Annotated in this window: 19 protein-coding genes and 1 pseudogene; 10 read left to right on the forward strand and 10 right to left on the reverse strand. The window is 55.5% G+C overall.

Annotation, left to right across the window (positions count from 1 at the left end; translation table 11 throughout):
* The first annotated feature begins 306 nt into the window (after window positions 1-306).
* Window positions 307-1314 carry an HTH-type transcriptional regulator GalR gene (galR, locus tag RTN40_RS06885; protein ID WP_312227817.1) on the forward strand — a complete coding sequence of 336 codons (1008 nt, stop codon included), beginning with the start codon at window positions 307-309 and terminating at the stop codon, window positions 1312-1314.
* Here the strand turns inward: galR and RTN40_RS06890 are convergent.
* Window positions 1311-1760 (reverse strand): GNAT family N-acetyltransferase, encoded by a 450-nt coding sequence (locus RTN40_RS06890; RefSeq protein WP_312227972.1) that lies wholly within the window; start codon window positions 1758-1760, stop codon window positions 1311-1313. The genes galR and RTN40_RS06890 overlap by 4 nt on opposite strands.
* 10 nt (window positions 1761-1770) lie before the next feature.
* Window positions 1771-3033 (reverse strand): diaminopimelate decarboxylase, encoded by a 1263-nt coding sequence (lysA, locus tag RTN40_RS06895; protein WP_312227818.1) that lies wholly within the window; start codon window positions 3031-3033, stop codon window positions 1771-1773.
* Window positions 3034-3146: 113 nt separating this feature from the next.
* Here lysA and RTN40_RS06900 point away from each other — a divergent pair, with 113 nt between their 5' ends.
* Complete coding sequence (locus RTN40_RS06900; RefSeq protein WP_312227819.1) at window positions 3147-4073, forward strand: LysR family transcriptional regulator; 927 nt, start codon at window positions 3147-3149, stop codon at window positions 4071-4073.
* On the opposite strand, the gene RTN40_RS06905 is transcribed toward RTN40_RS06900, so the two are convergent.
* On the reverse strand, window positions 4070-4762 hold the full coding sequence (locus RTN40_RS06905) for an aspartate/glutamate racemase (RefSeq protein ID WP_312227820.1): 693 nt from the start codon (window positions 4760-4762) through the stop codon (window positions 4070-4072). The two genes, RTN40_RS06900 and RTN40_RS06905, sit on opposite strands and share 4 nt — an antisense overlap.
* Window positions 4763-4910: 148 nt before the next feature.
* On the opposite strand from RTN40_RS06905, the gene RTN40_RS06910 reads away from it, so the two are divergent.
* The 5 genes from RTN40_RS06910 to RTN40_RS06930 all read left to right on the forward strand — a co-directional run bounded on the left by RTN40_RS06910 (window position 4911) and on the right by RTN40_RS06930 (window position 9725).
* Complete coding sequence (locus tag RTN40_RS06910; protein WP_312227821.1) at window positions 4911-5237, forward strand: cupin domain-containing protein; 327 nt, start codon at window positions 4911-4913, stop codon at window positions 5235-5237.
* A gap of 259 nt (window positions 5238-5496) precedes the next feature.
* Complete coding sequence (locus RTN40_RS06915; RefSeq protein ID WP_154058480.1) at window positions 5497-6387, forward strand: carbohydrate ABC transporter permease; 891 nt, start codon at window positions 5497-5499, stop codon at window positions 6385-6387.
* Complete coding sequence (locus RTN40_RS06920; protein ID WP_268106882.1) at window positions 6380-7282, forward strand: carbohydrate ABC transporter permease; 903 nt, start codon at window positions 6380-6382, stop codon at window positions 7280-7282. The genes RTN40_RS06915 and RTN40_RS06920 overlap by 8 nt, the downstream gene beginning before the upstream one ends.
* 12 nt (window positions 7283-7294) lie before the next feature.
* Window positions 7295-8422, forward strand: a complete 1128-nt coding sequence (locus tag RTN40_RS06925) for an ABC transporter ATP-binding protein (protein WP_312227822.1) — start codon at window positions 7295-7297, stop codon at window positions 8420-8422.
* A gap of 13 nt (window positions 8423-8435) precedes the next feature.
* Window positions 8436-9725 (forward strand): ABC transporter substrate-binding protein, encoded by a 1290-nt coding sequence (locus RTN40_RS06930; RefSeq protein ID WP_312227823.1) that lies wholly within the window; start codon window positions 8436-8438, stop codon window positions 9723-9725.
* Window positions 9726-9766: 41 nt separating this feature from the next.
* On the opposite strand, the gene RTN40_RS06935 is transcribed toward RTN40_RS06930, so the two are convergent.
* From RTN40_RS06935 to kduI, 3 genes are all read right to left on the reverse strand, one after another.
* On the reverse strand, window positions 9767-11185 hold the full coding sequence (locus RTN40_RS06935) for a sugar porter family MFS transporter (protein WP_312227824.1): 1419 nt from the start codon (window positions 11183-11185) through the stop codon (window positions 9767-9769).
* 315 nt (window positions 11186-11500) lie between these two features.
* Window positions 11501-12262, reverse strand: coding sequence for a 2-dehydro-3-deoxy-D-gluconate 5-dehydrogenase KduD (gene kduD / locus RTN40_RS06940; protein WP_042387961.1), 762 nt, complete (start codon window positions 12260-12262; stop codon window positions 11501-11503).
* Between the two features lie 61 nt (window positions 12263-12323).
* The gene (gene kduI, locus RTN40_RS06945; protein WP_312227825.1) at window positions 12324-13160 is read right to left on the reverse strand and encodes a 5-dehydro-4-deoxy-D-glucuronate isomerase; all 837 of its coding nucleotides are present in this window, start codon (window positions 13158-13160) and stop codon (window positions 12324-12326) included.
* A 490-nt stretch (window positions 13161-13650) separates the two neighbouring features.
* On the opposite strand from kduI, the gene RTN40_RS06950 reads away from it, so the two are divergent.
* Window positions 13651-14826, forward strand: a complete 1176-nt coding sequence (locus RTN40_RS06950) for an oligogalacturonate lyase family protein (RefSeq protein WP_312227826.1) — start codon at window positions 13651-13653, stop codon at window positions 14824-14826.
* 152 nt (window positions 14827-14978) lie between these two features.
* Here RTN40_RS06950 and RTN40_RS06955 read toward each other — a convergent pair whose 3' ends face one another.
* The 4 genes from RTN40_RS06955 to RTN40_RS06970 all read right to left on the reverse strand — a co-directional run bounded on the left by RTN40_RS06955 (window position 14979) and on the right by RTN40_RS06970 (window position 18560).
* On the reverse strand, window positions 14979-15659 hold the full coding sequence (locus tag RTN40_RS06955) for an oligogalacturonate-specific porin KdgM family protein (RefSeq protein ID WP_312227827.1): 681 nt from the start codon (window positions 15657-15659) through the stop codon (window positions 14979-14981).
* A gap of 376 nt (window positions 15660-16035) precedes the next feature.
* Window positions 16036-16848, reverse strand: coding sequence for a MetQ/NlpA family ABC transporter substrate-binding protein (locus RTN40_RS06960; RefSeq protein ID WP_103818365.1), 813 nt, complete (start codon window positions 16846-16848; stop codon window positions 16036-16038).
* Window positions 16849-16876: 28 nt separating this feature from the next.
* Entirely contained in the window at window positions 16877-17545 is a 669-nt protein-coding gene (locus RTN40_RS06965) for a methionine ABC transporter permease (RefSeq protein ID WP_312227828.1), read from the reverse strand.
* On the reverse strand, window positions 17538-18560 hold the full coding sequence (locus tag RTN40_RS06970) for an ATP-binding cassette domain-containing protein (protein WP_312227829.1): 1023 nt from the start codon (window positions 18558-18560) through the stop codon (window positions 17538-17540). The genes RTN40_RS06965 and RTN40_RS06970 overlap by 8 nt, the downstream gene beginning before the upstream one ends.
* A 411-nt stretch (window positions 18561-18971) precedes the next feature.
* On the opposite strand from RTN40_RS06970, the pseudogene RTN40_RS06975 reads away from it, so the two are divergent.
* Together RTN40_RS06975 and RTN40_RS06980 are read left to right on the forward strand one after the other, a co-directional pair.
* Window positions 18972-19934, forward strand: a pseudogene (locus RTN40_RS06975) (PLP-dependent cysteine synthase family protein); the annotation flags it as partial.
* A gap of 42 nt (window positions 19935-19976) precedes the next feature.
* Window positions 19977-21110, forward strand: a complete 1134-nt coding sequence (locus tag RTN40_RS06980; RefSeq protein ID WP_409418518.1) for a trans-sulfuration enzyme family protein — start codon at window positions 19977-19979, stop codon at window positions 21108-21110.
* The last annotated feature ends 20 nt before the right edge of the window (window positions 21111-21130 follow it).

The raw sequence follows: 21130 nt of genomic DNA on the forward strand, positions 1-21130 counted from the left end.
CAAAAAGTGAGTACTCTATACGTACTGAAATCTCACCAATCAATACCTCTGGGATCTTGATTGTGGCCCCTCCCCCCTGCGGATGCCAGGGAACAATCGCAACAGCTCATCGCAAAGTGTAACTAAAGGTTTGAATTACCCTTTTTCTGTTTTATTTATCCGATAACAAAGGTGTAACGGTTTCACTGTGCACATGCGCTTTAGCTCACGTTTGCACATTCCGGGGGCGTAAGAGCCTTGAACACGCCGCGCTTTTCCGCAACACTTAACCATGTGTAACCGCTTACCCATCAGAGAAGGTTCAGAATGGCGACCATAAAGGATGTTGCAAAGCTCGCAGGTGTCTCCGTCGCCACGGTGTCGCGCGTCATCAATAGCTCCCCCAAGGCCAGCGACGCCTCCCGGCAGGCGGTACAGAGCGCCATGGCCTCACTCAACTACCATCCCAATGCGAATGCACGCGCGCTGGCCCAGCAGTCAACGGAGACTATCGGGCTGGTGGTCGGCGACGTCTCCGATCCCTTTTTTGGCGCCATGGTCAAAGCCGTGGAGCAGGTGGCCTACCACACCGGTAACTTTTTGCTGATTGGTAACGGCTACCATAATGAACAGAAAGAGCGGCGCGCTATCGAGCAGCTGATGCGTCACCGCTGCGCGGCGCTGGTGGTACATGCCAAAAGCATTCCCAATGAAGAGTTAGCCGGGCTGATGGATCAGATGCCCGGCATGGTGCTGATCAACCGCATTCTGCCCGGCTACGAGCAGCGCTGCGTAGCGCTGGACGATCGCTACGGCGCATGGCTGGCGACCCGGCATCTTATCCAGCAGGGGCATACCAAAATTGGCTACCTCTGCTCAAACCATGCTATCTCCGATGCGGAAGATCGCCTCCAGGGCTATTACGATGCGTTGCGGGAGAACGGCCTGCCCTGTAACGACAGGCTGGTGACCTGGGGCGAGCCGGATGAGAGCGGCGGCGAGCAGGCAATGACCGAGCTGCTCGGGCGGGGAAGGCATTTTACCGCCGTGGCCTGCTATAACGACTCGATGGCCGCCGGAGCGATGGGTGTGTTAAACGATAACGGCATTGAGGTGCCGGGCGAGATCTCGCTGATAGGCTTTGATGACGTGCTGATCTCCCGCTACGTCCGTCCGCGCTTGACCACTGTCCGCTATCCCATCGTCACAATGGCGACCCAGGCCGCAGAGCTGGCGCTGGCGCTGGCGAAAGAGCAACCCCTGCCGGAGATCACCCACCTTTTCAGCCCGACGCTGGTGCGGCGTCATTCGGTGGGGACCTCTCAGGAGAGCTAAAGCGCGCAGCGGTAGAGGTGCACCGTGGTGGCCGGGTAGTCCAGGCCGTCACCGATATAATCCCAGCCAAAGCGCTCATAAAAATCGCGGCAGGCGGAGTAGAGATGCAGCTGGGTAAAGCCCCGCTTGCGGGCGTAATCCTTTACGTGCTGCTGAAGCCTGCCCGCCAGCCCCTGCCCGCGCGCGGCCTCATCGACGTAGAGCGCCGCCAGCCACGGCCAGAGATCCTGACGGCTAATAAGATCGCAGCGCCAAAGCCCCACCGTACCCAGCAGCGTCTCACCCTCAGTAGCGATAAAGGTAAGCGGCAGCGCTTCTGGCCGCTGGCTATGGGCGATCACGCTGGCAAAAAAGTCTCGCGACAGCGTCTCGCCAAAGGCCTGCCACAGCCATTCGGTTACCTGGTCCGCAAAGTGCGGTGCGTCATACAGGGGCAGGATCTTCACGCTCATCGTCTTACAGTAGCTCCAGCGCCAGCAGCTCGTCGATGGTCTGGCGACGACGGATCAGCCGCGCCGCGCCGCCGTCAAACAGTACTTCCGGCAGCAGCGGACGGCTGTTGTAGTTGGATGACATCGATGCGCCATAGGCTCCGGTATCGTGCAGCACCAGGTAATCTCCCGGCACTACCGCTGGCAGGGCACGGGTTTCGACTTCCCCGCCCGCCTGCTGGGTAAAGACGTCTCCGGACTCACACAGCGGACCGGCTACGACGGTATCGATAAGCGGTTCAGCCGCCAGGTCGCGACCGTCTGCCGCCAGAGCACTGATGTGGTGATAGCTGCCGTACATTGCCGGACGCATCAGGTCGTTAAAGCCGGCGTCGATCAACACAAAGTGACGGCTGCCCATCGCTTTGACGCTGCGCACCTGAGCCACCAGCACGCCGGATTCAGCTACCAGGAAACGTCCCGGCTCGATCTCGAGCTTCACCGGATGCCCAAGATGGGCAGCAATTTTTTCCCGGGCGCTGTTCCACAGGCCAAAGTAGTGATCGGTGTCGATCGCCTCTTCCCCTTCGCGGTAAGGGATAGACAGCCCGCCCCCGGCAGAGATCGCCTCCAGATCCTGACCGAACTCAATCACCTGGCTGACCATCGCGCCGCAAACTTGCTCAAGGTGGCCGTAATCCACGCCCGAACCAATATGCATATGGATCCCCACCAGCTTAAGCTGGTAGCGCTGCATAACCTCCAGCGCGGCGGGCAGATCGCTGTACCAGATCCCGTGCTTGCTATTCTCGCCGCCGGTATTGGTTTTCTGGCTGTGGCCGTGACCGAAGCCTGGGTTAACCCGCAGCCAGACGCGGTGACCCGGAGAGACCTCCCCCAGCTGGGCCAGCATATCCACCGAGCCGGCGTTAACCGGGATTTGTAGTTCATGCACGCGGGCCATCGTCGGCGGGTCGATCAGATCGGCAGTAAAGACGATCTCATCCGCATCGCTCTGCGGCTGGTAGCCCGCAGCCAGCGCGCGTTCGATCTCGCCCAGCGATACTGAATCCACCTTAACGCCCTGCTCGCGCATCAGACGCAAAATATGAATATTAGAGCACGCCTTCTGGGCGAAACGCACCACGTCAAACTTCGCCAGCTGGGCAATCCGACGGCGGATGATCTCTGCGTCGTAGGCCCAGACCGGGCAGCCAAATTCAGTCACCAGGCCGTGCAGGTTGGCGGCGGTGAGCGCGGTATCGGTGTTGTTCAACGGGCGTGGCATGGCGGACTCCATAATGATTTTTCACTATTACGCCACAGGCCGAAGGGAATAAAAAATATCGTTATGTTACGATTCTATGCAAATCTGATATACCTTACGCCGCAGGAAAGTCGATGCCCGCCGTTAACCTTCGCCATATCGAAATTTTTCACGCCGTGATGACCGCCGGGAACCTGACCGAGGCCGCACGCCTGCTGCATACCTCGCAGCCCACCGTCAGCCGGGAGCTGGCGCGCTTTGAAAAGGTGATTGGCCTGACGTTATTTGAGCGAGCACGGGGCAGGCTGCACCCGACGGTGCAGGGCCTGCGCCTGTTTGAAGAGGTGCAGCGCTCGTGGTACGGGTTGGATCGCATCGTCAGCGCCGCCGAGAGCCTTCGAGAGTTCCGCCAGGGGGAGTTGTCTATCGTCTGCCTGCCGGTCTTCTCCCAATCATTTCTGCCCCTGCTGCTGCAGCCGTTTCTTGCCCGCTATCCGGAGGTGAGCCTCAACGTGGTGCCGCAGGAGTCGCCACTGCTGGAGGAGTGGCTCTCTGCCCAGCGTCACGATCTCGGCCTGACCGAAACCCTGAGTACCCCCGCCGGAACCGAGCGCACGCCGCTGCTGACCCTCAACGAGGTGTGCGTTCTGCCCGCCGGGCATCCGCTGGCGCAGCACAGAGTGCTTACGCCGCAGGATTTTCAGGGCGAGAACTACATCAGCCTGTCGCGTTCGGACAGCTATCGCCAGCTGCTGGATGCCCTGTTCAGCGAGCACCAGGTAAAACGCCGCATGGTGGTTGAGACCCACAGCGCCGCCAGCGTCTGCGCGATGGTGCGCGCCGGGGTTGGGGTGTCGGTGGTCAACCCCCTCACGGCTCTCGACTACGCCAGCAGCGGCGTGGTGGTCAGGCCCTTTAGCATCGCCGTGCCCTTTACCGTCAGCCTGATCCGCCCCCTGCACCGCCCCGCGTCCGCGCTGGTGGATACCTTCTCAACCCACTTACAGCAGGCGGTGTCGCGCATTATCGAGCCGTTAGAGGCGGTGCTGGCGAACGGTTAATCCAGCATAAAATCGACGACGTCGGCGGCATGCAGCGCGGCGGTATCAAACACTGGGATCGGGCTTTGATCCTGGGAGACCAGCAGGCCGATTTCAGTGCAGCCAAAGATCACCCCTTGCGCCCCCTGGCTCGCCATGCGCGCAATCAGGTCAATAAAGTATGCCCGCGACGGCTCACTAAACGTGCCCCGGCACAGCTCGTCAAAGATGATCTGATTAACCCTGGCGCGATCCTCCCCGTCCGGGACGCAGGTTTCAATGCCGTGGGCATCGCGCATCCGTCCGCGGTAGAAATCTTGCTCCATGGTATAGCGGGTGCCCAGCAGCGCGACCAGCTGCAGGTTTTGCTTCTGGATCGCCCGGGCGGTGGCGTCAGCGATGTGCAAAAACGGCACGTTACAGCGATCCTCAATCTGGTCGGCGACCTTATGCATGGTATTGGTACAGAGCACGATCCCCTCGGCACCCGCGCGCTCAAGGCCTGCGGCAGCGCTGGCAAGGATCTCTCCGGCTTTGTCCCAGTCGCCGCTCGACTGGCAGGTCTCGATCTCGTGAAAATCGACGCTGTGCAGCAGCAGGTTGGCGGAGTGCAGGCCACCCAGCCGGGCTTTAATTCCCTCATTGATCAGACGGTAGTAGGGAATGGTCGATTCCCAGCTCATCCCGCCCAGCAGTCCTATGGTTTTCATCTTGCCTCTCTCCTGTTATCCGCCCGTGAAAACAAACTTGTGATCGGCTTTCCACTTATTAGGCGTCGCGTTTCTTTTTAACGCTGGCTGATATAAATTTAATGAAACATTGTTTTATATTAAACCTACACGACTACAGGACGCTCTCATGTTTACTTTCCACCAACAGACCCAGCTCGACGATCTGGGCAACGGCGTTACCCGGCGCATTCTGGCCCACTCGGGCAAAATGATGGCGGTAGAGGTGAATTTTAGCGAAGGTGCGATTGGCCCCTTGCATAACCACCCTCATGAACAGCTTACCTATGTTTTGTCCGGCGAGTTTGAATTTACCATCGGTGATGAAAAACATATCGTCCGCGCCGGGGATACCCTCTATAAAGAGCCAAACATTGTGCATGGCTGCGTCTGCTTAAAAGCGGGCACCCTGCTCGACACCTTTACGCCGGTACGTGAAGATTTCCTCACAGCGTAACCGTTAACGCCCCCCTATTAAAACGCCCTCCGCCGCGAGGGCATTTTTATTTACAGCAAATCATTAGCGGGTTAATCATTCATTTTTCCAGGCACTTACCCCACGTGCTCACTGGAAATGTCACCTGGCTCACCTTATTGAAACGTCGTTTCGACTTTGATCACATTTCCATAATTAATCGAATGACGGCGCTATAAATCGCAATAAGATAAATTAAAACACCGTTTTAAAAAGCAATCATACACCCAGGCAGGTATATATGAATGAAAACAGACTGCTGGGATTGGCCTGGATATCGCCCTATATCATCGGGTTGATCGTCTTTACGGCCTTTCCCTTCGTTTCCTCGTTTTTCCTCAGTTTTACTGAGTATGACTTAATGAGTCCGCCGGTATTTAACGGGATTGAAAACTACCGTTACATGCTGACCGAAGACTCCCTGTTCTGGAAATCAATGGGCGTCACCTTTGCCTACGTATTTTTAACGATCCCGCTGAAGCTCGCTTTTGCGCTGGGGATCGCCTTTGTTCTTAACTTTAAATTACGCGGCATCGGCTTTTTCCGTACCGCCTACTATATCCCATCGATTCTTGGCAGCTCCGTCGCCATCGCCGTTCTGTGGCGCGCGCTGTTTGCTATCGACGGCCTGCTGAACAGCTTTATCGGCGTTTTTGGCCTCGATCCTATTAACTGGCTGGGTGAGCCGTCGCTGGCGCTGATGTCCGTGACCCTGCTGCGCGTCTGGCAGTTTGGTTCCGCGATGGTGATCTTCCTCGCCGCGCTGCAAAACGTACCGCAGTCGCAGTATGAGGCGGCGATGATCGACGGCGCGTCGAAGTGGCAGATGTTTATGAAGGTAACCGTGCCGCTGATTACGCCGGTGATTTTCTTCAACTTCATTATGCAGACCACCCAGGCATTCCAGGAGTTTACCGGCCCGTACGTCATTACCGGCGGCGGCCCGACCTACTACACCTATCTCTTCTCGCTCTACATCTACGACACCGCCTTTAAGTATTTCGATATGGGTTACGGCGCGGCGCTGGCGTGGGTACTGTTCCTGGTGGTGGCCGTCTTCGCCTCCATTGCCTTTAAGTCATCAAAATATTGGGTCTTCTACTCCGCCGATAAGGGAGGCAAAAATGGCTGACGTACAACAAATTACCCCGGCAGCGAGCCACGCCGAACGTGAAGTGGCCCGCACGCTGCGTCGCGAGAAGATCAGCGCGTGGATCCGCTATGTCATTTTGCTGTTCGTTGGTCTGCTGATGCTCTATCCGCTGGTGTGGATGTTCTCGGCGGCGTTCAAGCCTAACCACGAGATCTTCACTACCCTGAGCCTGTGGCCAGCCAACGCCACCTGGGACGGGTTCATCAACGGCTGGAAAACCGGTACCGAATATAATTTCGGCCATTACATGCTGAATACCTTCAAGTATGTGATCCCGAAAGTGATCCTGACCATTATCTCCTCCACCATCGTGGCGTATGGCTTTGCCCGCTTCGAAATCCCGTGGAAGAAGTTCTGGTTCGCAACGCTGATCACCACCATGCTGCTGCCAAGCACCGTGCTGCTGATCCCGCAGTACCTGATGTTCCGTGAGATGGGCATGCTCAACAGCTATATGCCGCTCTATCTGCCGCTGGCCTTTGCCACCCAGGGCTTCTTCGTCTTCATGCTGATCCAGTTCCTGCGCGGCGTACCGCGTGACATGGAAGAGGCGGCGCAGATCGACGGCTGCAACTCTGCCCAGGTGCTCTGGTACGTGGTCGTACCGATCCTGAAACCGGCAATTATCTCGGTAGCGCTGTTCCAGTTCATGTGGTCGATGAACGACTTTATCGGGCCGCTGATCTACGTCTACAGCGTGGATAAGTATCCGATTGCCCTGGCGCTCAAAATGTCCATCGACGTGACCGAAGGCGCGCCGTGGAACGAAATTCTGGCAATGGCGAGTATCTCCATTCTGCCGTCCATCATTGTCTTCTTCCTGGCTCAACGCTACTTCGTACAGGGCGTGACCAGCAGCGGAATTAAAGGTTAAGAGGGAAATATCATGGCTGAAGTTATTTTCAACAAGCTGGAAAAAGTGTACTCCAACGGCTTCAAAGCGGTACATGGTATCGACCTGAAGATCGCTGACGGGGAGTTTATGGTGATTGTCGGCCCATCCGGCTGCGCCAAGTCCACCACCCTGCGCATGCTGGCCGGGCTGGAGACCATCAGCGGCGGCGAAGTGCGCATCGGTGAAAAGGTGGTGAACAACCTGGCCCCGAAAGAGCGCGGCATTGCGATGGTGTTCCAGAATTACGCCCTCTATCCGCACATGACGGTGCGTGAAAACCTCGCCTTCGGCCTCAAGCTGAGCAAGATGCCGAAGGATCAGATCGACAGGTATGTGGACGAAGCGGCGAAGATCCTCGAGCTGGAGGAGCTGCTGGAGCGTCTGCCGCGCCAGCTCTCCGGCGGCCAGGCCCAGCGCGTGGCGGTAGGCCGGGCGATTGTGAAGAAACCGGACGTATTTCTGTTTGACGAACCGCTCTCTAACCTCGACGCCAAGCTGCGCGCCTCGATGCGCATCCGTATTTCGGATCTGCATAAGCAGCTCAAAAGCTCCGGTAAACCAGCCACCACCGTCTACGTGACCCACGACCAGACCGAAGCCATGACCATGGGCGATCGCATCTGCGTAATGAAGCTGGGGCACATCATGCAGGTGGATACCCCGGATAACCTCTACCACTACCCGAAAAACATGTTCGTGGCGGGGTTCATTGGCGCACCGGAGATGAACATCAAGCCCGGCAAGCTGATTGATAAAGCGGGTCGCCTGCATATCACCATTGGCGACGAGAGTCTGCCGCTAAACGCTCGCCAGCAGGAGAAGGTCGCTGCGTATCAGAACCAGTCGGTGTTCTTTGGCGTGCGCCCGGAATTTGTCTCCCTCTCCGATGAACCTTTTGCCGAAGGCGGCTGCACCGGTGAGATGGTGCGCACCGAAAACATGGGCCATGAGTTCTTTGTCTATCTGAAAGTGGGCGACTACGAGCTGACCGCCCGTATTTCGTCCGATGAAGCTAAGCCGATGATTGAAAAGGGCCTTAACCGTAAGGTCTGGTTTACGTTTGACATGGATAAGTGTCATATCTTTGACGCGAAAACTGAACAGAACATCTCTCTCTAACTGGAGTATAAAAATGAAAAAAGTGCTTTTAAGCGCAGCAATCTCCGCCACATTAGGCCTGAGTGCCCTTCCTTCACAGGCGGCGGATAACGTTGACCTGCGTATGTCCTGGTGGGGCGGTAATGGCCGTCACCAGGTAACACTGAAGGCGATCGAGGAGTTTCACAAGCAGCATCCGGACATTAATGTAAAATCTGAATACACCGGCTGGGATGGCCATCTCTCCCGCCTGACTACGCAGATTGCTGGCGGCACCGAGCCTGACGTGATGCAGACCAACTGGAACTGGCTGCCGATCTTCTCCAAAAACGGCGACGGTTTTTACGACCTTAATCAGGTGAAGGATGTGATCGATCTGAGCCAGTTCGATCCGAAGGAGTTACAGTCGACCACCGTCAACGGCAAGCTGAACGGGATCCCGATCTCCGTGACCGCACGCGTCTTCTATTTCAACAACGAGACCTGGAAAAAAGCGGGCGTTGAGTACCCGAAAACCTGGGATGAGCTAAAAGCCGCAGGCAAAACCTTTGAGAGCAAGCTGGGAAAACAGTACTACCCGGTGGTGCTGGAGCACCAGGACACCCTGGCGCTGCTGAACTCGTACATGATCCAGAAATACAATATCCCGGCAGTGGATGAGAAGACTAAAAAATTCGCCTACAGCAAAGAGCAGTGGGTAGAGTTCTTCCAGACGTATAAGGATCTTGTTGATAGCCACGTGATGCCGGATACCAAATACTACGCGTCGTTTGGTAAGAGCAACATGTATGAGATGAAGCCGTGGATTGAGGGTGAATGGGGCGGCACCTACATGTGGAACTCCACCATCACCAAATACTCCGATAACCTGAAGCCACCGGCGAAGCTGGAGCTGGGCAGCTACCCGATGCTGCCGGGCGCAACCGACGCGGGCCTGTTCTTTAAACCGGCGCAGATGCTGTCGATTGGCAAATCCACTAAGCATCCGAAAGAGGCAGCGCAGCTGATTAACTTCCTGCTGAACAGCAAAGAGGGAGCGGAGACGCTGGGTCTCGAGCGCGGCGTACCGCTGAGCAAGGCGGCAGTTGAGACCCTGACTGCGAACGGCACCATCAAAGAGGAAGATCCATCGGTGGCGGGCCTGCGCCTGGCACAGTCGCTGCCGGCGAAGCTGACGGTATCACCCTATTTTGACGATCCGCAGGTGGTGGCCCAGTTTGGTACTTCGCTGCAGTATATTGATTACGGTCAGAAAACCGTGGAAGAGACCGCGGCTGACTTCCAGCGCCAGGCTGAACGTATCCTGAAACGCGCGATGCGTTAATGCAAAATGCCCGGCAAGCGTAAGCGCCGCCGGGCAACTTTTTATACTCCAATATTCCTCAATTTTTCCCCCGCCATCAGCTTACGCTCAATATGCTCAAGGGTGACGTTTTTCGTCTCCGGGATCAGCCAGAAGGTAATGCCCACAAAGGCGATATTCAGCGCGGTATAGAGCCAGAAGGTTCCCGCCGCGCCGATGGCATCCAGCAGCGTCAGGAAGGTTGCGCCGATAATCATATTCGACACCCAGTTGGTAGTGGTCGAGCAGGTAATACCGAAGTCGCGGCATTTCAGGGGCTGGATCTCCGAGCAGAGGATCCACACTACCGGCGCGGCGCTCATGGCGTACCCGGCAATACAGATCATCGTCATGCCGACAGAAAGCCAGGAGAGACCGCTGGAGGCGGTGCCGTTATCAAACTGCATTAGGCAATAGCCCAGCACCAGCGTGCCAAATGCCATCACGCTAAAACCAATTTTCAGTGCAGGCTTACGTCCGGCTTTATCCACCATAAAGATGGCGATAAAGGTGGCAAACATAAAGGTCAGACCGACTACCAGGGTAGCGAGCATCTGCTGTTCGGTCGTGGTAAACCCGGCCATCTTAAAGATACGCGGGGCGTAGTACATGATGATGTTCATCCCGGTAAACTGCTGCATCGCCTGCAGCAGCATGCCGAGAAACACCGCCCGACGTACGTTCGGGTTGGCTTTAAACAATCCCCACCCGCCCTGCTTATGCTTCAGGCTTTCGCGGATCTCGTTTAACTCCTCCCGCGCCTTCTCGGAAGTGTCGCGTAGCATACGCAGCACCTCCTCCGCCTCAATATGCCGCCCCTTCTCCGCCAGCCAGCGTGGACTGTTTGGCAGGAAGATCACCAGTACGATCAGCACCAGCGCTGGCAGAGCCAGCACGCCCAGCATGGCGCGCCAGTTGCCGGAGTAGCTCAGCGCCGTATCAGAGAGAAATGCCATCACGATCCCTAACGTCACCATCAGCTGATACATGCTGATCATCTTGCCGCGTACGTTTTCACTGGCCATCTCAGAGAGATAGAGCGGCGCGGTGTAGGAAGCGATGCCCACCGCCACGCCGAGGATCACCCTTGAAAAAATCAGTACCTCAACGTTGGTAGCGAAGGCCGAGCCGAGAGAACCCGCTACAAAAAGGATCGCCCCCGCCATCAGGCTATATTTGCGCCCCAGCCGAAACGAGAGCCAACCGTTAAACAGCGCCCCAATGGCCGCCCCCAGCATCATGCTGCTCACGACCCACTCCTGCTGGCGACTGCTTAGCGTAAAGTGGTCGGTAATAAACGGCAGCGCTCCGGCGATCACACCAATATCCAGCCCAAATAGCAGACCGGCGACGGCGGCGGAGATAGAGACAAAAAGATTCATGCGCCGCGTATCCTGTAACGCGCGCGGCACTGACGGTGCGTTATGACTCAATGAACTCATCTTTTGTTGCCTGAAGTAATAAATCGTCTATTGAAAGTAAGAGAGGGAAGGCAAAAGGTGTCAGGGAGTAACGGTCATAGATATGGATTAAACTGCTATACATATTGTTTATGTGATGGATATTCCAATTTGATAATCAAAGTTAATATTATCAAATTCTTTTAATTTGATGTTTTAGCTAATAAATAAACAGGTAAGCGCCTTTATTTGGCATTTGTATATGGATATTTCGTGATTATGCATATGGACTTATCTGATTTAAAAGCAAAAAAAACCCTGCCGAAGAGCAGGGTTCATAATGCATAATATCGGGAATTAACGCGCCAGCCAGCCGCCATCTACCGCAACGGTGTAGCCGTTGATGTAGTCAGAAGCGCTGGAGGCGAGGAACACCACCGGTCCCATCAGATCGCTCGGCAGACCCCAGCGGCCCGCCGGGATGCGGTCAAGGATCTCAGCGCTGCGCTGCTCGTCGGCACGCAGCTGCTGGGTGTTGTTGGTCGCCATGTAGCCCGGTGCGATGGCGTTCACGTTGATGTTGTGCTTCGCCCACTCGTTCGCCATCAGGCGGGTGATGCCCATCACGCCGCTTTTAGACGCGGTGTAGGACGGTACACGAATGCCACCCTGGAAGGAGAGCATGGAGGCGATGTTGATGATTTTGCCGCCGTTGCCCTGGGCGATAAAGTGCTTCGCCGCCGCCTGAGACATAAAGAACACGCTCTTGATGTTGAGATCCATCACGTCGTCCCAGTCTTTTTCGCTGAAGTTGATTGCGTCTTCACGACGGATCAGACCCGCGTTGTTCACCAGCACGTCGATGTGGCCGAACTCACTCACCGCGCGCTCCAGCAGCGCAGGGATGCCGTCGATCTGACGCAGGTCAGCGGTCAGGCTCAGGAAGCGGCGACCCAGCGCGGTAACGCGCTCAATGGTCTCGGTCGGCTCAACGATGTTAATCCCGACGATGTCACAGCCCGCTTCCGCCAGACCCAGGGCCATACCCTGACCCAGGCCGGTATCACAGCCAGAGACAACCGCAACTTTACCTTCAAGAGAAAATGCATTCAGAATCATAGTGGTTCCTTAATCTATCTGCGCCTGTTCGCCAGGCAGGGTTTGCTTTGCTCTCCGCGACTTAGCGCAGATCCTTAACGGCAACATGGTCCATATCATCAAAGACCTGGTTCTCGCCTACCATCCCCCAGATGAAGGTGTAAGCGCGCGTACCAACGCCTGAGTGAATAGACCAGCTCGGTGAGATGACTGCCTGTTCGTTATGCATGATGATGTGGCGCGTCTCCTGCGGCTGCCCCATCATATGGAACACGCAGGCGTCCTCATCCATATTGAAGTAGAAGTAGACCTCCATCCGGCGCTCATGGGTGTGGCACGGCATGGTGTTCCACAGGTTGCCTGGTTCCAGCTCGGTCAGGCCCATGCTTAGCTGGCAGGTCTCCAGCACGTCCGGCACGAAGTATTTGTTAATAGTACGACGGTTGCTGGTGAGCGGATCGCCAAGAGTTACCGGAGCGACGTCCGCCGGGGTCACTTTTTTGGTCGGGTAAGCGGTATGGGCCGGGGCGCAGTTGTAGTAGAACTTGGCCGGTTTTGCTGGATCGACGCTGGCAAACACCACCTCTTGTGCCCCTTTTCCGACATAGAGCGCATCGCGATGACCGATTTCGTAGCACTGGCCGTCAACGGTGATGGTACCCGGACCACCGATGTTGATGGTGCCCAGCTCGCGGCGCTCAAGGAAGTAGCTGACGCCCAGCTGCTTGCCCACTTCACCGCCTACGGCAACGGTTTTCGCCACCGGCATGATGCCGCCAACGATAATGCGGTCGATATGGCTGTACACCATGGTGTAAGCGTCCGCCTCGAATACCTGCTCAACTAAGAACTCGTCGCGCAGCCCCTGGGTATCCAGCGTCTTAGCATGTGCGCTGTGGATGCTTTGTCTGACTTCCACATTTACCTCCGAAATCGTTTTTGACCGAACGTCACGCAACGGAGCGTCGAAACGCTGTTCCGTTTTGTAGTATGGCGGCCATAGTATCCCGGCTAAAACGTGTTTTCAATTACAAATAAAACATTGTTTCATTTTTTCTGCTATTTCATTTGAAAATTGGAATTAGGATCACGATTGTTCGTTGTAGACGTTTTTTAGCAGACGAATGTGGCCTGAGGCGAGTGTTGAAAAAATCTTTATAAACAAAAACTTATAAAATCTTTGAATTTTAGCTATCCCGTTGATTTTTCTTGTCGCAAATCAAAGACGTCCATTTTCTTACTACCCTACGCTGCTTTTATGAGACTTTTTTCTTATAAAGTGCGTGACCAATCACACATACTGAAACGATGTTTTGATAATTTAACACCTAGTTTTTAAACTCATAATCTATTCGGGTCATTACGCTGGCCGAAACATCGTGACAGGCCCTCTTAACAAGGAGATAAGTATGGCGAAAGGTATGCGGGTTAAGCTCAACTATGAAGTCAGCCGCGATCCGGACACGGGTGCGGAAGTGATCCGCTTAACCCCTCCCGAAGTCACCTGTCATCGGAACTACTTCTATCAGAAATGCTTTTTTAACGATGGCAGCCATCTGCTCTTCGCAGGGGAATTTGATGGTCACTGGAACTACTATCTGCTGAACATTGCGAAAGCTGAAGCAGTGCAGCTGACCGAGGGCGCTGGCGATAACACCTTTGGTGGCTTTCTGTCGCCGGACGATAGCGCCCTCTACTACGTTAAAAACGATCGCACCCTGCGGGAAGTGAACCTGGAGACCCTGGCCGAGCGTGAAGTCTATCGCGTGCCGGATGAGTGGGTTGGCTACGGCACCTGGGTGGCGAACAGCGACTGCACCAAGCTTGTCGGCATCGAAATTGCCAAAAGCGACTGGACCCCGCTTAACGACTGGAAAATTTTCCACGATTTCTTCCTGAAAGGCCCCCGCTGTCGCCTGCTGCGCGTCGATTTGCGGACCGGCGAAAGCGCCACCATTCACGAAGAGAAGCTCTGGCTGGGCCATCCAATCTACCGTCCGTTTGACGACAACACCGTCGCCTTCTGTCATGAAGGTCCGCACGATCTGGTGGATGCCCGCATGTGGCTGGTCAATGAGGATGGCAGCAACATCCGTAAAGTAAAAACCCATGCCGAGGGTGAAAGCTGCACCCATGAGTTCTGGGTACCTAACGGCTCGGCGCTGGTCTACGTCTCGTACCTGAAGGGACAGCAGGGCCGCACCATCTATCGCTTTGATCCGAACACCGGCGTAAACGAAGCGATTATGGATATGCCGGCCTGCTCGCATCTGATGAGTAACTTTGACGGCACCCTGCTGGTAGGTGACGGCTCAGGCTCGCCGGTTGATGTCAACGATGCCGACGGCTACAGCATCGATAACGATCCCTATATTTACGTGTTCGACGTAGCAGAGAAGCGCTACTACCGCGCGGCACGTCACGATACCTCCTGGGCAACGGTGGCAAATAGCCGTCAGGTGACCCATCCGCATCCGTCATTTACGCCGGACGACAGTGCGGTTCTGTTTAGCTCCGACAAAGACGGTAAGCCTGCGCTCTATATTGCCCAGCTTCCCGAGCAGCGTGAATGGCTACAAGCATAATTGAGTGTGTTTAGTAACTGGCCTTGCCCTCCGTATGGAGGGCCTTTTTTTATCTGTTTTACTTCAGCTGAATAATCTATTTTCTACTCACGCTAAAAATATAAAGAAAAAACCCCGGCTAACTGCTCCGGGGTCTTCTCATGAGGGTTCTGTTAGAAGGTATATGCTACGCCGACACGGAAACGTGTCTGGCGCTCGTCGGTATTTCGTACGCCGACGTTACCCACTTCGCCATACGGGGACCAGTTTTTATCCCATTTATAAGCGAGCTTAACGTTATATTCGTTAGAATAGGTTTTGTTATTTTCACGAATAACGTCTTCGGTACTTTTCGCGTAGACGTAGTTCAGCTCGGTGCGCCAGTCGCCCATCGCCCAGCCTACCCAGGCATCAAATTTATTTACTTTGTTATCAACCACGTTAGAGTCCGGGTTGCGGGTGTACTCATAGCGGTAGCGGCCAGCGATATAGACGCCGCTGTCAAAACTATACTGCGCATGCAGATAAGGTTTATAGATAGAGAAGGTATCTTTACTTTCAATATTAATGCCCGGGTTAAGAGCAAAATTATCTGTCGCTTTCCAGCGCCAGTTCAGGGATTCTTCGTGGCCGTTGCCAACGATTTCGGTTAATGGTTGATCGGCATTATCACCGCCAGATTTCCATTTTGCTTCGACGCCAAAACCCAGGCCGTTATCAAAACGGTGAGAGACCGCCACGCGATCGGCGTTAGTGCCGTTATCAATATATTCGTGACGCAGATCGACAGTCACCGCCTGCGCAGCAAAAGAGGCACCGATAAGAGACGCAAGGATCAGAGTATTCTTCAACATAGCCACCCTCAAAATTAAAATGATGTTCCGTTTTTATGGAATTGCATTTTATTTTTTAAATAACTTTATTTTAGTGATCGGGATCGTAATTGGCTGTTTCAAAAAATTAGGAAAGTGAAGACGTGATGAATATCAACAAAGCCAGGCTTTTTGGGCTATAAATAACGACGCAGATCACAGCAGACCGCTATTAACGTCACAATTACAAATATTTTATAATAGGTTAAAGTTCTTATTTATCAGTGGATTGCTGAGTTAGCTAACAAATAGTTACATACGTTATTTTATTATATTCGTATAATACTTTTCTTAAGCATTAATTCTGACGTAAAAAAGCCCGCTCTTAGGCGGGCCTCTCTAACACAACAGATCAAACTCAGTTGTTAACTGGGATCACCGCGCCTTTGTACTTGGTACGGATCCAGTCCTGAATCTCTTTGGAGTGCAGCACGTTCACCAGCGCGACGACGTCTTTCTTCTTCTCGTCGCCACGGTGAACGGTGATGATGTTGGCGTACGGGTTGTTCTCACCGCTCTCTACCGCGATCGGATCTTTCACCGGGTCGAGACCCGCATCGATGGCGTAGTTGGCGTTGATCACCACCGCATCGCCTTCGTCGTTGTTATACATCTGCGGCAGCAGGGAGCCTTCTACGTTCGGCAGGAACTCCAGCTTTTTCGGGTTTTCCACGATGTCGCTGATGCGTGCGTTCACTTTATTCACGCCCGGCTTCAGCTTGATCACGCCCTCTTTCTCGAAGATAGAGAGAATACGGCCCTCTTCCGCGACGGCATCACGCATGATCACTTTGCCACCCTGCGGCAGATCCTTCAGCGACTTGTATTTTTTCGAGTAGATACCAATCGGCTCGATGTGGATCGCGCCGGCGCTGACGAAGTCATAGGTTTTATCGCCTTCGTGATCTTTCAGCACGCTGTTCAGATATGGGATGTGCTGGAAGTAGTTCGCGTCGATGTCACGGCTGGCCAGCGCGGTGTTCGGCAGGATGTAGTCCTGGAACGGTTTGATCTCCAGATCGATACCCTGTTTAGCGAGGATTGGCTTAGCCTGCTCGAGGATCTCCGCGTGCGGCACGTTGGATGCGCCCACGGTCAGGGTATCAGCCCAGGAGGCAAAGCTCAGGGCGCTGAGGGTTGCTGCGGCAATCAGTGTCAGTGTCTTTTTCATGATGTTGGTTCCCAAATTGTTGTTGTGTTTAGCGTTTATCTAACAGTGAGGTAATCACGTCGCCGCAGAACTGGATGATGAAAACGATGATCAGAATGGTCACCGTCGCCACCAGCGTGACGTCGTTGTGGTTACGCTGGAATCCTTCCAGATAAGCAAGATTTCCTAAACCGCCCGCGCCGATCACACCAGCCATTGCGCTGTAGCTCACCAGAGCGATCAGCGTAACGGTGATGCCTGACACTAACGCAGGCGACGATTCAGGCAACAGCACCCGAAACACGAGCGTACTGAGGCGCGCACCCATGGAGCGCGTAGCTTCAATGACGCCTTTATCCACTTCGCGCAGCGCAATCTCTACCAGGCGGGCATAGAACGGCGCAGCGCCGACAATCAGCGCTGGCAGCGCGGCGTTGGCTCCTAAAATGGTGCCGACAATGGTCTTGGTGAAGGGGATCAGCAGCACGATCAGAATAATGAACGGGATCGAGCGAAACACGTTCACCACGATGGAGATCACGCTGTAGAGCGGCTTGTTCTGGAACAGCCCGCCCTTCGCGGTTAAAAACAGCGCCAGCCCGAGCAGGATCCCCAGCACAAAGGTCGCGACGCCAGAGAGCGCCGTCATATAGAGTGTTTCCTGCGTGGCGGACCAGAGCTGGTCCAGGCGCAGATGCGGGAATAAATTCTCAGCCATGTTTGATCACCTCGCCGTCAATATCGCTTTTCTGCAGATCTGCGAGGATATTGCCTAGTTGTTCCTGGGTTGCTACGACGTGCACCCAAAGTTGTCCAAAAACGCCGTGCGCCGTCTGGGTCATTTTGCCATGCAGAATATTGAACGGCAGACCGTAGCGCAGGGTCAGTTCCCCCACGATCGGCTTGTGCGTGCTGTGGCCGGTAAAGGTCAGCTTGATGACGCTGCCAGCCAGATCGTTAGCCAGCTCCAGATTAAAGGTCTCTTCTTCCGCATACTGGCTTACCTGGCGCACAAACTGGCGAGTGATCGGCTGCTGCGGACGGGTAAAGACATCCAGTACGTCACCCTCTTCCACCACTTTGCCGTTCTCCATCACCGCCACGCGGTCGCAAATCTTACGTACCACGTGCATCTCATGGGTGATCAGCACGATGGTCAGCTTAAAGCGGCGATTGATATCCAGCAGCAGATCGAGGATCTGATCGGTGGTCTGCGGATCCAGTGCCGAGGTCGCTTCGTCACACAGCAGCACGTCCGGGCTGTTAGCCAGCGCGCGGGCGATGCCGACGCGCTGCTTCTGCCCGCCGCTCAGCTGGGACGGGTAAGCATGTTCGCGCCCGGTCAGACCGACCAGCTCAACCAGCTCCGCCACCCGAGCGGTGATTTTTGCTTTCGGCACGCCCGCGATCTGCATCGAGAAGGCGATGTTCTCATTTACCGTACGTGACCAGAGCAGGTTAAAGTGCTGAAAGACCATGCTGATCTTCAGCCGCGCCTGGCGCAGGCTTTCACCGCGTGCCGCGGAGATATCCTGACCGTTGATAGTCACGCTACCCTCGGTAGGCTTCTCCAGGCCGTTAAGCAGGCGGATCAGGGTACTTTTGCCCGCGCCGCTGTAGCCGATAATGCCGTAGATTTGCCCCTGCTCGACCGTCAAGTTCACATTATCCACGGCGGTAATAGGTACCTTTCCGTGGTCAAAAATCTTAGAGATATTCCTCAGGACGATCATTTTCGTTGGTGTATCCGTTATGGCGGTTTAGCAGTATGGATGTCTGAATGATGATAAACAGCCGTTATTATCTTTGAAATAACAAAAAATGAATAAGATATAACGTGCAGATCTAAGCGGCTCATACCGTGACCTGGCGTCTATAGGATTAATTCAGCAACCGTTATCGAAAAAGCGCATAAGATTAGCACTGCTTGCCTGGCGACGACAGCAGTGATCAATGCTAACGCCTTGATTTACAAATCGGATAAGCGCATCACTATCTATCCCCAGAAGTAGACTTCTTTCCATCCTGACGGCTAAATAGCACAGATATGCCATTTCGTTCTAGTTAGCAGAGAATCATTCTTTAAAACCTGCTTTTAACCACCCTATCCTCCTGCTATCGCATCTCATATCAGGTGACAAAACATGTCCGTATTCCACTCCATTACCGACCTTATTGGTCAGACGCCGATTTTACAGCTACACAAACTGGATACCGGTTCGTGCGAGCTTTTTCTTAAGCTGGAGAACCAGAATCCCGGCGGCTCAATAAAGGACCGGGTCGCGCTGTCGATGATCAACGAGGCCGAGCGTCGGGACCTGCTGACTCCCGGCGGCACCATTATTGAAGCCACCGCAGGCAATACTGGCCTTGGGCTGGCGCTGATTGCCGCCCAGAAGGGCTATAAGCTGGTGCTGGTGGTACCGGACAAAATGAGCCAGGAGAAGATCTATCATCTGCGTGCGCTGGGCGTGGAGGTGCGGCTAACCCGCTCCGACGTGACCAAAGGCCATCCGGAATACTATCAGGACTACGCTCGCCGCCTGGCGGAGGAGACGCCCGGCGCTTACTACATCGATCAGTTCTCTAACCCGGCCAACCCGCTGGCGCACGCTACTACCACCGCACCAGAGCTGTTCGACCAGCTGGCGGGCAGGATTGATGCGGTGGTGGTGGGCGTTGGCTCCGGCGGCACGCTCGGCGGGCTACAGGCATGGTTTGCCAAACACTCTCCGCATACCGAGTTTGTACTTGCCGATCCCATCGGCTCGATTCTGGCGGATCAGGTTGAAACCGGGCAGCATGGCGAGGCGGGATCCTGGCGAGTAGAAGGGATTGGGGAAGATTTTATCCCACCTCTTGCCCATCTGGAGAACGTCCGTCAGGCGTACCGGGTATCAGATGCGGAGGCCTTTGCCACTGCCCGCCAGCTGTTGCAGACGGAGGGCGTGCTGGCTGGCTCCTCTACCGGCACGCTGCTGGCCGCTGCGCTACGCTACTGCCAGGCCCAGACAACGCCGAAGCGGGTGGTGACCTTCGCCTGCGATAGCGGCAACAAGTACCTCTCCCGCATGTTTAACGACGAGTGGCTGCAACAACAGGGCTTGCAGGATGATGACCAACCCGCGCCCGCTGCGCCTGTTAGCGCTCTGGCCACCCTCAGCGTACACAGCGGAGCATTTAACGACCAGCACGGGGCGGTAATGCCGCCTATCTATGCCACCTCGACCTTTGCCCAGCCTGCGCCGGGGCAGCATACCGGCTACGAGTACTCCCGCAGCGGCAACCCGACGCGCCATGCCCTCGAAAGCGCCATCGCCGAGCTGGAAGGCGGCACGCGCGGGTACGCCTTCGCCTCCGGCCTCGCGGCGATTTCCACCGTGCTGGAACTGCTGGATAAAGATAGCCATATCGTCGCCATCGACGACGTCTACGGCGGTACTTATCGTCTCATTGAAAACGTGCGCCGCCGTAGCACCGGTCTACAGGTGAGCTGGGTGAAGCCAGACGATTTGGTCGGGCTGGAGGCCGCTATCCGTCCGGATACGCGGATGATTTGGGTAGAGACGCCCACCAACCCGCTACTGAAGCTGGCGGACCTGGCGGCCATCGCTGAGATCGCCCGCCGTCATAACGTCATTAGCGTGGCGGATAACACCTTCGCCTCGCCGCTGATCCACCGTCCGCTGACGCTGGGCTTTGATATCGTGGTGCACTCGGCTACTAAATACCTCAACGGCCACTCCGACGTGGTGGCCGGACTGGCGGTGGTGGGCGATCGCCCGGCGCTGGCGGAGAAGCTGGGCTACCTGCAAAACGCGGTAGGCGGCGTGCTCGATCCGTTCAGCAGCTTCCTGACCCTGCGCGGGATCCGCACCCTCGCCCTGCGCATCGAGCGCCACAGCAGCAACGCCCTGGCGCTGGCCCGCTGGCTTGAGCAGCAGCCGCAGGTGGAGAAAGTCTGGTTCCCGTGGCTGACGTCGCATCCGCAGTATGCCCTCGCGCGCCAGCAGATGGCTCAGCCGGGGGGCATGATCTCCATCGTGATCAAAGGTGACGATCGGCGCGCGGCAGAGGTCATTAGCAAGCTGAAGCTGTTTACCCTCGCCGAGAGCCTGGGCGGCGTTGAAAGTCTGGTGAGCCAGCCGTTCAGCATGACCCACGCCTCGATCCCGCTGGCGCAGCGCCTGGCGAACGGCATTACGCCGCAGCTGATCCGCCTGTCGGTGGGCATTGAAGATGAGAAGGATCTGCTGGCAGACCTCAAGCAGGCTTTGGCCTGATACCGACGCGCGCCCAGCGA

It is taken from the genome of Pseudescherichia sp. (genome assembly GCF_031987975.1).
In the GTDB taxonomy this organism is placed as follows: domain Bacteria; phylum Pseudomonadota; class Gammaproteobacteria; order Enterobacterales; family Enterobacteriaceae; genus Pseudescherichia.

What these genes read in the sequence shown, in the direction of transcription:
- galR (WP_312227817.1), top strand. Translation starts at nt 307, where the DNA reads ATGGCGACCATAAAGGATGTTGCAAAGCTCGCAGGTGTCTCCGTCGCC.
- lysA (WP_312227818.1), bottom strand. Translation starts at nt 3,033, where the DNA reads ATGCCACGCCCGTTGAACAACACCGATACCGCGCTCACCGCCGCCAAC.
- RTN40_RS06900 (WP_312227819.1), top strand. Translation starts at nt 3,147, where the DNA reads ATGCCCGCCGTTAACCTTCGCCATATCGAAATTTTTCACGCCGTGATG.
- RTN40_RS06905 (WP_312227820.1), bottom strand. Translation starts at nt 4,762, where the DNA reads ATGAAAACCATAGGACTGCTGGGCGGGATGAGCTGGGAATCGACCATT.
- RTN40_RS06910 (WP_312227821.1), top strand. Translation starts at nt 4,911, where the DNA reads ATGTTTACTTTCCACCAACAGACCCAGCTCGACGATCTGGGCAACGGC.
- RTN40_RS06915 (WP_154058480.1), top strand. Translation starts at nt 5,497, where the DNA reads ATGAATGAAAACAGACTGCTGGGATTGGCCTGGATATCGCCCTATATC.
- RTN40_RS06920 (WP_268106882.1), top strand. Translation starts at nt 6,380, where the DNA reads ATGGCTGACGTACAACAAATTACCCCGGCAGCGAGCCACGCCGAACGT.
- RTN40_RS06925 (WP_312227822.1), top strand. Translation starts at nt 7,295, where the DNA reads ATGGCTGAAGTTATTTTCAACAAGCTGGAAAAAGTGTACTCCAACGGC.
- RTN40_RS06930 (WP_312227823.1), top strand. Translation starts at nt 8,436, where the DNA reads ATGAAAAAAGTGCTTTTAAGCGCAGCAATCTCCGCCACATTAGGCCTG.
- RTN40_RS06935 (WP_312227824.1), bottom strand. Translation starts at nt 11,185, where the DNA reads ATGAGTTCATTGAGTCATAACGCACCGTCAGTGCCGCGCGCGTTACAG.
- kduD (WP_042387961.1), bottom strand. Translation starts at nt 12,262, where the DNA reads ATGATTCTGAATGCATTTTCTCTTGAAGGTAAAGTTGCGGTTGTCTCT.
- RTN40_RS06950 (WP_312227826.1), top strand. Translation starts at nt 13,651, where the DNA reads ATGGCGAAAGGTATGCGGGTTAAGCTCAACTATGAAGTCAGCCGCGAT.
- RTN40_RS06955 (WP_312227827.1), bottom strand. Translation starts at nt 15,659, where the DNA reads ATGTTGAAGAATACTCTGATCCTTGCGTCTCTTATCGGTGCCTCTTTT.
- RTN40_RS06960 (WP_103818365.1), bottom strand. Translation starts at nt 16,848, where the DNA reads ATGAAAAAGACACTGACACTGATTGCCGCAGCAACCCTCAGCGCCCTG.
- RTN40_RS06965 (WP_312227828.1), bottom strand. Translation starts at nt 17,545, where the DNA reads ATGGCTGAGAATTTATTCCCGCATCTGCGCCTGGACCAGCTCTGGTCC.
- RTN40_RS06970 (WP_312227829.1), bottom strand. Translation starts at nt 18,560, where the DNA reads ATGATCGTCCTGAGGAATATCTCTAAGATTTTTGACCACGGAAAGGTA.